The organism is Mucilaginibacter sp. (genome assembly GCF_039207105.1).
In the GTDB taxonomy this organism is placed as follows: Bacteria; Bacteroidota; Bacteroidia; order Sphingobacteriales; family Sphingobacteriaceae; genus Mucilaginibacter.
This window is the reverse complement of the sequence record NZ_JBCECK010000144.1, coordinates 1-12,307: the sequence shown is the minus strand read 5'-3', so window position 1 is coordinate 12,307 and position 12,307 is coordinate 1. Positions and strand designations below refer to the sequence as shown.

The following is a 12,307-nucleotide window of genomic DNA, read 5'->3' as shown; positions in this document are numbered from 1 at the left end:
TTTTTTATATTGATCAAGTAAATTCATGTAGCTACTTACTATTCAAATATCGTTTAAGATTAGAAATTGTTTTAATATTTAAACCCTTAGCTTGTTGTTCTCTCATCATTAAAGCATAGGCATTGTTAAAACCAATTGGTTTTAGCCATTTTAGCTGATACCTGGTTTTAAATTCACGCTGTACATAATTGTAAGTGCTATCCTTATTTTGAGTAACCTCGTTTATTGTTTTCGACGAAGCCTGCAGTATAGCCAGCAGACCGGTGCCTGTGTATTCCGGGTAAAAATCAATCTGATCATTGGTTAAGGCATCAAAACAAATTTTAGTACCGCCTAAACCTGTTTTAGTTGATACCTCATAATTGGTATAGCCCCTGATCAGCATGCTGTACATGTTGGCCAGTATGTATTGCTCTCCAAATATTTTAGAGCCAATACGTACAATACCTGCATTGCTATTGTTTTGAGCTGGTTTCCAGAGTTTATGGTTTACTAAAAAATCTTTGGCTACCCGTTCCGGGCTTTGGTGAAGATAATCAGTCCGGTAGTTTAAATCTGTCATTACCGAATCATTTATTTTACCGGCCAGCAGGTTTAAGGTTTTTTCAAGCTCCGGAAATTTTCTGAGCGCGTCTTCGCGTACAACAGGTGCTGCATAGTATGGTGGAAAAATACCTTTGTCATCTACCAATACAACAAGTCCGTAGGCTTTTAGGCGGCCATCGGTTGAGTAGCCGCTAATTACATCCAATTGTTTTTCATAGGCGGCTTTATACATTACAGCGTCGCTGATCACAATGGTATGTATTTTTAAGCCATACTTACTCTCCAGACCCAGATTTCCATCCTGCCTACCCATAAATTCAGGTGTAAAGCCAGCAGTGAGTTTACCACCGTAAGCGTTAGGGACAAAATAAAGTGATGATAATAATAGCAACAAAGCGGGCATAGCGTACGTACCTGCTTTTATTTTCTTAAAGTTGAGTCTTTGTACCCTTGATAGTAGAAAATCGAAAATAACGGCTAATAAAGCGGCAGGGATAGCACCGGCCAGTATCATGTTGGTATTATTGAGTGATATGCCACCAAAAATAAATTCGCCTAAGCCACCAGCGGCAATGTAGGAGGCCAATGTTGCAACGCCCACATTAATTACTGTAGCGGTGCGGATACCGGCCAGTATAACCGGCATGGCTAAAGGAAGCTCTACCTTGAATAGTACTTGCCATTTGCTCATACCCATCGCAGTGGCAGCTTCTTTGACTGAGGCATCAACCCCGGTAATGCCGGTGTAGGTATTACGAATGATAGGCAATAATGCGTATAGTAATAAAGCTACTATGGCGGGTTTAGGGCCAATACCTAATACGGGTATCATAAAACCCAGTAACGCGATACTGGGGATGGTTTGCAGTATACCTGCCACACCTAAAACAGAGCCCGAAAGTTGTTGTTTACGTGCGATGAAAATTCCCAAAGGTAAACCAACAAGCACGGCTATAATAAGAGAAATAAAGGTAAGGCCAATGTGCTGCAAGGTTTGCACAGCCAGTTTATCAGCCTGTTGCTGCATAAACTCAAGCAGGGTTTGCTGATGCTCATTCATGCCTTTATATTTTTGTACCGATTAAAAGCCGACATGAGCTGTTCAAAATCAATGGTTTTTATTTCAGTTTTGCTTTTACTGATGCTGATGGTTTCGGCATTTGCATATCGGAAGCTTTCCAAAGCAGCCCAAAGGTCAATATCAGCTGATAAGGTAGTCTCGCCTGATTGCTTTTGATGATCAGGTAGTAAATTCCATAGATCGGCTAATTTAATGGCTTTAAACTCCAGGCTCAGCCGCTGGTCTTTTAAAAAGCTTTCCACAAACTCATTGGCCGGATTAAATAAAAGATCAGCAGGAGTGCCTGATTGCACAATTTTGCCTTTATCCATGAGGCATATCCGGTGGCCGAGTTCAAAAGCTTCCTGCACGTCATGCGTAACCATGATAATGGTTTTGCGGGTGAGTTCATCAAGGGCTTTAAATTCCTTGTGGATGTTGGCCCGGGTAACGTTATCAAGCGCCCCGAAGGGCTCGTCCATTAGTAAAACCGGAGGATCTGATACCAGCGCCCTGGCCAGGCCAATGCGCTGCTGCTGCCCGCCGCTGAGTTCATTGGGATACGCGTTCAGATAATCGGCGCTGAGATGGAGCTTTTCCATCAGTTCGGCGGTACGGCTCTCTGTTTTCTTACTATCCCATTTTAACAATTGCGGAACGATGGCAATATTTTCGGCCACGGTATAATGCGGAAAAAGACCATTGTTTTGCAAAACATAACCAATTTCGCGGCGTAAAGCCTCTGGTTGTTGGCTGGTAATGTTTTTACCATTGATAAAAATATTGCCACTGGTAGGTTCAATAAGCCGGTTGATCATTTTAAGCGTAGTGGTTTTGCCGCAGCCGCTGGTGCCCAGTAATATTAGATTTTCTTGTTCCTGAACCTCAAAAGAGATCGCATCAACCGCCTTAACTTTTTTAAACTGCTTGCTTACCTTATCAACCTTTATCATGAGCCGCGCTAATCCTCCAGGGTCATAAACAGGTTATTCAATGATTCTGAATATAGCGGGTGCGCAAAAACACAATACCTGATACGGTCATAAGTAATACCGCCCTCCATAGCCATTTGTAGCACGGTCATGATCTCGCCACCTTCAGGGCCCAGCACGGCAACGCCTAATATCTCTTTAGTTTTAGCATCAACAATAGCTTTCATAAAGCCCCGGGTGTCGCCGGTTTCAATAGCGCGGGCTACATGTGCCATAGGTAGTTTAGCTACCTTGTAATTCAGATTTTGGGCTTTAGCCTCGGTTTCGCTGATGCCTATGCGCCCCAACTGCGGGTCGGTGAACATACAGTAAGGTACCGGGCGATCATAAATGTTAAGGTTCTTATTTTCAATGAGGTTGCGGTAAACAATGGTATAATCGTTGTAGGAGATGTGGGTAAATGCCGGGCCTCCCTTTGCATCGCCAAGCGCGTAAATGCCGGTTGTAGTGGTTTCTAACTTGTCGCTCACCTGAATGTACCCATGATCATCGGTTTTTATACCTGCTTTTTGTAGGTTCAATGCAGCTGTTTGGGGTGTACGGCCAATGGCAACCAAAACGTGTGAGCAATTGATCTCCTGTTCCTGCCCGTCAACAATTACGGTGGCTGCTATTTTGCCATTGTCTTTCTTTCTGAATTTAGTAGCCTGTGCGTTGGTATGGATGATAATAGATTCCGCTTCCAGTATCGTTTGCATTTCGGCAGCAATATCTTCGTCTTCATGGCCTACTATCCGGGGGGATTTTTCCAATATGGTTACCTTGCTGCCAAAGCGGCGAAACATTTGTCCAAACTCCAAACCTATATAGTTGCCCCCCAATACCAATAAATGATCCGGCACATAATCCAGATCAAGTATGGTAGTGGAATCAAGGTACTTAATATCATGAAGGCCTTCAATATCGGGTATGGTAGGTAATGCTCCCGGATTAAGGAATATCAGGTCGGCCTGTAAAGTTTCTTTTCCGCCATCATTCAGGTTTACTTCAACGGTTTTATCGCTGGTAAAAGTTGCTTCGCCAAATAGTACCTCCAGGTTTGGTGTTTTTTCGGCAGCACGTAATCCCCCGTTCCTTGATTTAAGAACAATCTCGTCCTTTCGTTTTTTTATTTGCGGCATGTTAACTGAAAATCCTTCAACAGCCACGCCCAGATCGGCGCTTTTAGCTGCCATGTAAGCAGCCTTTGCCGATGCCACCATAGTTTTGGTAGGTGTGCAGCCATCATTTACGCAGGTGCCTCCGTAAAACCGTTTTTCGATAAGTACGGTTTTTTTACCGGCGCTGGCCAGTTTTTTGGCTAATGGGCCGCCCGCCTGGCCGGCACCAATCACTATGGCATCGTATGTTTTCATGGCTATTCGGTTATTTTAACGCCTTTCCAAAAGGCAACGTAATTGGTTATGTTGGTGGCGGCTTCTTTTGGCTGCGGATAGTACCAGGCGGCATCTTTATTTAGTTTGCCGTTAACGTTAAGATTGTAATAAGAAGCCAGACCTTTCCAGGGGCAGGTAGTATGTGTATCGGTAGTTTCCAGGTATTCGGCCTTTACGCTATCTTTTGGGAAATAGTGATTATTTTCAACTACGATGGTATCATTACTCTCGGCTATAACCTCGTCGTTCCAGATTGCTTTCATGGTGGTAAATTTATTTTATTTATAAAGATAGCTTTAACGCCGTTAGTTTTACAATGCAGTGCGGATGATTTTGTTTGAAAAGCTTTAAAATAGCCCGGAATCAACGATTTGAATTTTTTTTTAAAATTTATTTTTATTTTATCATTTAAGCTCTATCTTTGCAATCCCAAAACAAGGGAAAATAAATAAAAAAGGCCCGTTCGTCTAGGGGTTAGGACGTTAGATTTTCATTCTAGAAACAGGGGTTCGATTCCCCTACGGGCTACGGAAAACAATACCAAAAGGTGCTAAAACCCTGCAAATCAACAGATTGCAGGGTTTTTTGTTGGTGTCAATTCGGCATATTATGCATCAAAACGCAACAAAATGGTGCATAATTCGGTGCGTAACCAAGGGTAACGATACTATGCACCGAATTTGAACTAATCATTTGATTTTCAAGATGTTCAGCGAGTGAGCATCTTGATGTCAGCAGGCTACAAACTTACTTTTGTTTAACTTTTAAGCTTGTATTAATGAAAAGTAATTTCCATCTGCTTTTTTACATCAGAAAGCAAAAAAAACAAAGGCGGCGTGATGCCCATCTACATGCGTATTACAGTCAACGGAAAATGCGCGGATATGTCCGCAGGCGGTAATTGCGACCCAAACACCTGAAGTTGTCGCCCTTATCCTTCATCCCCAATGATACTAATTGTAATCCCAATATAATTTTTCTTGTAAAACTTGTATTTGCTGAACAGTGTTTAGTATAATTGCACCGATTATTAAATATGGGCGTAACAGAAAGGAAAGAACGGGAAAAAACAGAAATGAGGCAGTTGATCTTAGACGCTGCCTTGAAAATGTTTTTGGAAGTGGGATATGCGAAGACGTCAATTCGCAACATTGCTGATTCCATAGAGTATAGTCCAGGTACAATATACCTGTATTATAAAGATAAAGACGAACTATTGTACGGCGTTCAACATCAGGCGTATGCTAAATTGTTGGAGGTATTTCAAAAGAAGGCGAAAGACAAGAATCCGGCAAAAAGATTAAGGGAAATATGTCAGGCCTATATAGAGTTTGGATTAAAAAACCCGGGCTTATATGATTTGATGTTCATTATCAGATCTCCTATGAATGTAGATGAGACAATACATAAGACTAATGGTGGCAATTGCCTGGGCTACCTATCTCAGTGTGTAGCTGAATGTATTGAACAAAAGCTGATCAAATTTGAAGATGCTAAATCCTCAACATTGCAGGTTTGGAGTTTAGCACATGGATTGGTTTCATTGGACATAAGATGCCGTCTGAGGGTGATGATTCAAGATGAGAATGCTGTTTACGAAATGTTAGGAGCCACCATGAATAATTACCTGGATATGGTTATCAATAAATAACATTAAATACAATAGCGGTAACAACCGCTTTCTTTTTGAATCATTACTAAACAATGTTTATTAAATTAACGTCGATCATTTTTTTCATTCACTACATAATCCAAAAGTAAAAAAATTTAAAGCAAAACTAAACAATGTTCATTATGTACCCAATGTTCAATAGAATTATAAAATTAACGTTTGCCTTTGCCATGCTATTGGTAAACGTGGCATTTGGACAAGCGCCGAGAACCCAATTGGATAACTATATCGATACTGCTTTTGCTCAAAATCAAACTTTGAAAGAAAAGCAATTCGATCTCGATAAGGCGCTATATGCTCTTAAAGAAGCAAAGAGCATGTATTTGCCAACCATTAGTTTTCTTGGCAGCTATTCCAAAGTGAATGGCGGCCGTACTATAGATGTACCCATTGGTGATCTGGTTAATCCGATTTATACAGCGCTTAACCAACTGACGAACTCGTCAAAATATCCGATGCTAAAAAATGAATCTTTTCTCTTAAACCCGGACAATTTTTATGATGCTAAGGTTCACACTTCACTTCCTCTGATTAACGCAGAAATCCGTTATAATCAGCTGATCAAAAAGAAGTTGATTAATGCTCAGCAAGCAGCCGTAAATGTGTATAAGCGTTCGCTTGTGAAGGACATTAAGAATGCTTATTACAAATATTTCCAAGCGCTTCAAACCGTGCAAACCTACCGGAGCACGTTAATCCTCATAAGAGAAAATATCCGACAAAATGAAAGTATGTTAAAAAACGGCATACGTAATTCGACGGCGCTACTTCGTTCTCAAACCGAAGAACAAAAAACCCTTTCGGCAATAGTTGAATCCAACTATACTGTGAAGAATGCAAAATCATATTTCAACTTTCTGCTTAATCGTCAGTTGAGGGATTCCATCATTTTGGACAACGGAAGCCTCACAATTTCCTCAACAGCCGATACTTCAAAAGGAATTACGAATCGGGAAGAGATTGCCCAGATCAAGTCTATGAGGGATGCTTATGACTTTGATTACAAACTACAAAAATCAGGTTTTATCCCCAAACTGAATACGTTCATCGACTTAGGTTCGCAAGGGTTTAACTTTAATGTGAATGATAAGACCCGATATTACTTCTGGGGTCTCAACCTGCAATGGGACATATTTACCGGCGGCCAGCGTAAGTATAAATCTTTACAGTCAAAAGCAAGTTACAATGCAGCGTCTGCTCAGTTAGAAACAACAAATTTATCATTAAGGCTGGAGCTTGACCAGTCCTATAATCAATACCAATCTGCTACTTCTTCACTTAAAAGTGCCCGTGCTCAATTTGCCTTTGCTCAAAAATATTACAGCGATCAGCACAAAGCCTACAAAGCTGGTGAATTGCTGTACATCGAATTGCTTGATGCCCAAAATCAATTAACAACAGCACGCCTCTTGGTCGCAGAGGATGAAGCTAATGTTCAAATCGCAGCAGCTGAACTGGAGCGAGATCAGGCTGCCTATCCTATTAACAATTAAAAAGATCATATAATGAAAAAATCATATCTCATTCTGGCAATTTTTGGTCCTCTTGTTTACAGTTGCACTGTACCTAAACCGGGGCCTAACAAAATCATTATCGCCGACGCTATTCCGGTAAAAGTCATCAAATTAAAGCAAGAAGCGTCAACAGTACCCATTTCGGTATCAGGCCGATTTACCACCGATAATGAAACCGAGTTGTCTTTCAAGACAAGCGGCATTATCAGCAGCATTTTGGTCAAGGAAGGTGACGCTATACATCAAGGGCAACTGTTAGCTACCTTGAATCCAACGGAAATCAATGCTCAATTGCAACAATCACAGTTGAATTCTGAAAAGGCTGAACGCGATTATCAGCGCATCCAGAATCTATATCGCGATAGCGTTGCCACGCTTGAGCAACTGCAAAACAGCAAGACTTCACTGCAATTGGCTCAACAACAATTAAACCTGGTGAAATTCAATCGCCAATACTCGGAAATCCACGCAATCCAGAACGGCTTCGTGTTGAAAAAGCTCGCCAATGCTGGTCAGCAAGTTGGCGGGGGCAGTCCGATACTGGAAGTAAACGGTACACAGCATGCAGATTGGATTTTACGCGTGGGTATTAGTGACGTAGAATGGGCGGCTATTAAAATGGGCTATAAAGCTAAAATTGAATCTACTGCTATTCCGGGCCAATCTTTTGAAGGAATGGTAACCCGCAAATCGGAAGGTGTTGACGCGACATCGGGTACCTTCACTGCTGATATTACAATGTCAGGCAACGTACCCCGTTCAATTGCGTCAGGAATGTTCGGTAAGGCATCTATCAGCATCCCTTCAACCGCTAAAACAAATTCAAACTGGCGTGTACCATACGAAGCGCTTTTGGATGGAGACAGTAATATCGGTTATGTTTTCGTAACCGACAACAACAAAACTGCCCATAAGGTAAAAGTTCAGATAGGCGGTATAGAAAAGGACGTTGCAATTATCACCAGCGGCTTAGAAAATGCAAAAGGCCTTATCGTTTCGGGATCTGCTTATCTAACCGATAACAGCCCCATCATTTTACAATCTACTGTAAACTCAAACAAATGAAAATCTCAGAATATGCTGTAAAAAACAGCCAGTTTACGCTGGTCATATTTATTATGATCATCGTGTTGGGTTTAACAACCATGCTTGGCATGCCCCGTTCTGAAGACCCTGAAATGCATCCGCCGACATTCCTGATTATAGTTACCTATCCGGGAACAAACACGAAAGATATAGAAGATCAGGTGGTCACACCGCTTGAAAAGACGATATCAGGCTTGGACGATATTAAACGAATCCGAACTACAATAGCTAATGGTGTTGCTGCGATTAGGGTTGAATACAAGTATAGTTCCGATATAGACTCGAAATATCAGGAGATTGTCCGCGAAGTGAATAATAAACGTAGCGAACTTCCGCAGGAAATATCCAATATAGAGGTACAAAAGCAGCAACCAACTGATGTGAATGTAATGCAGGTTGCGCTTATATCTGAAAATGCTGCACGCAGTAGGTTGCAATATTATGCCGAAAAGCTTCAAGATGAACTCGAAAAAGTTCCCTCGCTGAAAAAGGTCTACATTAACGGATTACCTGATCAGCAGGTACGTGTTGAATTAGACCTGGAGAAGATGGCCCAAATGCATATCCCGATTTCAGAGGTTGCCAACAAATTACGTGGCGAAATGGCAAGTATCCCTGGTGGTAGTATTGATGCAGGCCGCCAGACTTTTAATATAAAAGCTAACGATTTCCGTACACTTGATGCGGTAAACAACACAATAGTTTATGCAGATGCGGGAAAAACAGTATCGTTAAAAGATATTGCCAAAGTTCATTATGGTTATGGAGAGGAAAAAGACATAACAAGACTCAATGGTCATCGCTGCGTATTCGTAACCGCCGCTCAAAAAGATGGCGAAAACATCAGCCAGACACAGGTTGCTTTTAAAAAGGTATTGGGTAATTTCCAAAAGATCGTACCTGCCAATATTGCTCTTGTACAAAATTTTGACCAGGCTGATAATGTAAACAGGAGACTCGACGGATTAGGCCATGATTTCGTGATCGCTATTTTATTAGTGGCGTTAACGCTTCTGCCGTTAGGCATACGCCCCGCCATCATCGTTATGATCTCAATTCCCTTGTCTTTGGGTATCGGAATTGTATTACTCAATCTTTTTGGTTTCAATTTAAATCAGTTAAGCATTGTTGGTTTAGTTGTGGCTCTCGGTCTGCTGGTTGACGATAGTATTGTTGTCGTTGAGAACATAGAACGATGGATGCTTGAAGGACACTCCCGACTCAAAGCTACCCTTAAAGCTACCGGACAGATCGGAACAGCAGTTATCGGATGTACTATTGTCTTGATCATAGCCTTTATGCCACTCGTTTTTTTACCAGAGAGTTCGGGTGATTTCATCAGGTGTTTGCCTGTGGCAGTTATTTTTTGCGTGTTTGCCTCAATGCTCGTATCGCTGACAATCATACCTTTCCTGTCAAGCCGCCTGTTAAAGGAACACCTGGGCAATCCGGAAGGTAATTTCCTGATGCGTGGTTTGAAGAAAATCATACATGGTAGCTATGCCAGACTTTTGGACAAAGCATTGAAGCGTCCATTTATTACTATCAGTGTTGCCGTAGTGCTTTTTATTGCGGCAATCAAATTATTTGGTATCATCGGTTTTAGTATTTTTCCGGCATCGGAAAAACCGCAGTTCCTCATCAATATCACCACGCCTAATCAATCTAACTTGCCTTACACTGATACTGTGACAAGACAGATCGAAGCGGAACTGAAGCATGAACCCCATATAAAATATTTTGCTACAAATGTGGGCAAGGGTAATCCGAGGATATATTATAACGTTGTTCCCGAGAATGATCGCAGCGACTATGCGCAGCTATTCATCCAATTATATGAGGACACCAAGCCTGCCGATAAACTTGCGCTAATTCAGAGACTTCAAAACAAATGGGCTTTCTATCCTGGTGCAAAGATTGAAGTCAAAAACTTTGAGCAAGGCCCTCCGGTGATTGCTCCGGTGGAAGTTCGCCTGTTCGGTGATAACCTGGATACATTACGGAAACTCTCGCTGAACGTTGAACAAATACTGCACGCGACAGCCGGAACGATGTATATCAACAATCCTGTTAGTCTGCTTAAAAGTGATATGCGCGTGGATGTGAATAAGGAAAAAGCTGAACAGTTGGGCGTATCTGCAATGAATATCGATCAAACAGTGAGGTTGGCCGTGACTGGACTTAATATCGGGAACTTTCATAACAACGATAACAAATATGGCTATTCGCTTTTGATGACGCGTTCTAAAGGTGGAAGACCAAACCTGGATGCCTTTAACAATCTTTATGTGAACACTGAGCAAGGCAACGCTGTACCGCTCAAACAAGTTGCAGACCTACGCTTAGAATCTTCTCCCTCGATTATTACCCATCAGGAAAAGCAGCGCGTGGTATCAGTTATGGCCTTTGTCCGAAAGGATTTCTTAGCCAGCCGCGTCATTGAGGATGTCATTGGCAAAATGGATAAGATGAAACTTCCTGCTGGATATAGTTATGAAATGGGTGGTCAGGTTGAAGAACAAAACAACTCGTTCGGTGGATTTTTAAGCATTGTCTTTGTGACTCTATTCATGTTCATCGCTGTACTCGTATTGATCTTTAAGACTTTCAAAAGTACACTCATCATACTTTCCGTTATCCCTTTGGGTATCGTTGGGGCGGCAACAGCGCTGTGGGTGACTGGAAACACGTTGTCATTTATCGCCGTCATAGGTTTAATTGCACTTGCAGGTATCGAAGTTAAAAATACGATTCTGCTGGTGGATTTCACTAATCAACTAAGGCGCCAGGGCAAAGGATTGCAAGAGGCGATCAGGGAGGCTGGCGAAGTCCGTTTTCTTCCGATTGTCTTAACCTCACTAACAGCTATCGGTGGTCTGATTCCGATTGCCATTTCTACGAATCCACTTATTTCACCTTTGGCAATCGTTTTAATCGGTGGCTTGATCAGTTCAACGTTACTATCGCGAATTGTTACGCCGATCATTTATGAACTAATTCCGCCAGCTATAAAACCTGAGACTGCTGACGCTGGAGAAGTAGAAATATCGAAGCTTACCCATCAATAAAATAAATTAATAACATCTAAAAAAAAGATAGGTGATACTATTTTTTTAAATGAAACTAGACTGTTAGTCCGGTTTTCAGAATTGCTAAAACTAAAATCACTTAAAGAAAAAACAAAATGAAAGCAATTAAAGAAAGCAACAAGGGTATTAGTACAATTCTAGCCTTTGCCCTCATTCCTTTGTCGGGGTTCGCCACCGACATTTACATTCCGTCGCTACCAACAATGGCCGGTGGCCTGCATGTGTCGTCACCGGCAGTACAATTGTCCTTGGTGTTATTTTTCATCAGCTCGGGTATCAGCCAATTGTTCACTGGCGCTATACTCGATAGTTTCGGGCGCTATTGGGCCAGCCTGATCGCGCTGGTCGTGTTTGCCTTCGCCAGTTTTGCCATCACGTTCTTCCCCAATATTTACGTGCTTTATGCAATGCGGGTGGTTCAGGGAATTACCATCTCACTGATCGTGGTAGGTAAGCGAGCCTTTTTTGTAGATATGTATTCCGGTGAAAAACTCAAACACTATACTAGCCTGTTCGTGATCATCTGGTCTGCAGCGCCGATCCTGGCACCGTTCATCGGCGGTTACCTGCAGAGTATATTTGGCTGGCAATCCAATTTTTATTTCCTGGGTATCCTTGCTGTTGTATTCTTTATGCTGGAACTTATTTTCAGCGGAGAGTCGCTCAAACATTTCCATCCCTTTAAGGCCAAACCTATCCTGGAGGTTTACAGGAATATGTTATCGACCCGTGATTTCGCATCGGGGCTGATGATCCTGGGCACCTGCTATAGTCTGGTGGTGATGTACGGTATGGCTAGTCCCTTTATCATCGAAAGCGTGTTTCATTTCTCACCGGTAACTACCGGTTACAGCTCCCTGTTATCCGGCGCATCGATCATGCTCGGAGGCACCATTGCAAAGGCACTGATCAAAGTGCCGGTACCTAAAAAAGTACCCGTTGCCATCCTGTTGATGGGTGTTTTTTCCGCAC

Annotated in this window: 9 protein-coding genes and 1 tRNA gene; 6 read left to right on the top strand and 4 right to left on the bottom strand. The window is 42.1% G+C overall.

Features of this window, described 5'->3' with window-relative positions; translation table 11 throughout:
* Window positions 1-31 precede the first annotated feature (31 nt).
* The 4 genes from AAGC65_RS20915 to AAGC65_RS20900 are packed head-to-tail and all read right to left on the bottom strand — an operon-like array spanning window position 32 to window position 4,237.
* Window positions 32-1,606: an ABC transporter permease/substrate-binding protein gene (locus AAGC65_RS20915; protein WP_343114406.1), complete on the bottom strand. Its 1,575-nt coding sequence runs from the start codon at window positions 1,604-1,606 to the stop codon at window positions 32-34.
* Window positions 1,603-2,559: an ATP-binding cassette domain-containing protein gene (locus tag AAGC65_RS20910; RefSeq protein ID WP_343114405.1), complete on the bottom strand. Its 957-nt coding sequence runs from the start codon at window positions 2,557-2,559 to the stop codon at window positions 1,603-1,605. The genes AAGC65_RS20915 and AAGC65_RS20910 overlap by 4 nt, the downstream gene beginning before the upstream one ends.
* An 8-nt stretch (window positions 2,560-2,567) precedes the next feature.
* Entirely contained in the window at window positions 2,568-3,953 is a 1,386-nt protein-coding gene (locus AAGC65_RS20905) for a mercuric reductase (protein WP_343114404.1), read from the bottom strand.
* A 2-nt stretch (window positions 3,954-3,955) separates the two neighbouring features.
* Window positions 3,956-4,237 (bottom strand): DUF427 domain-containing protein, encoded by a 282-nt coding sequence (locus tag AAGC65_RS20900; RefSeq protein ID WP_343114403.1) that lies wholly within the window; start codon window positions 4,235-4,237, stop codon window positions 3,956-3,958.
* Between the two features lie 193 nt (window positions 4,238-4,430).
* On the opposite strand from AAGC65_RS20900, the gene AAGC65_RS20895 reads away from it, so the two are divergent.
* The 6 genes from AAGC65_RS20895 to AAGC65_RS20870 all read left to right on the top strand — a co-directional run.
* Window positions 4,431-4,502: transfer RNA gene (locus tag AAGC65_RS20895), tRNA-Glu, on the top strand.
* A 508-nt stretch (window positions 4,503-5,010) separates the two neighbouring features.
* The gene (locus AAGC65_RS20890) at window positions 5,011-5,625 is read left to right on the top strand and encodes a TetR/AcrR family transcriptional regulator (RefSeq protein WP_343114402.1); all 615 of its coding nucleotides are present in this window, start codon (window positions 5,011-5,013) and stop codon (window positions 5,623-5,625) included.
* A gap of 143 nt (window positions 5,626-5,768) precedes the next feature.
* On the top strand, window positions 5,769-7,139 hold the full coding sequence (locus AAGC65_RS20885) for a TolC family protein (RefSeq protein ID WP_343114401.1): 1,371 nt from the start codon (window positions 5,769-5,771) through the stop codon (window positions 7,137-7,139).
* 12 nt (window positions 7,140-7,151) lie between these two features.
* Window positions 7,152-8,225 (top strand): efflux RND transporter periplasmic adaptor subunit, encoded by a 1,074-nt coding sequence (locus AAGC65_RS20880; RefSeq protein ID WP_343114400.1) that lies wholly within the window; start codon window positions 7,152-7,154, stop codon window positions 8,223-8,225.
* Window positions 8,222-11,314, top strand: a complete 3,093-nt coding sequence (locus AAGC65_RS20875; RefSeq protein WP_343114399.1) for an efflux RND transporter permease subunit — start codon at window positions 8,222-8,224, stop codon at window positions 11,312-11,314. The genes AAGC65_RS20880 and AAGC65_RS20875 overlap by 4 nt, the downstream gene beginning before the upstream one ends.
* A 116-nt stretch (window positions 11,315-11,430) precedes the next feature.
* On the top strand, window positions 11,431-12,307 hold an 877-nt coding region (locus tag AAGC65_RS20870; RefSeq protein ID WP_343114398.1), incomplete at its 3' end, for an MFS transporter.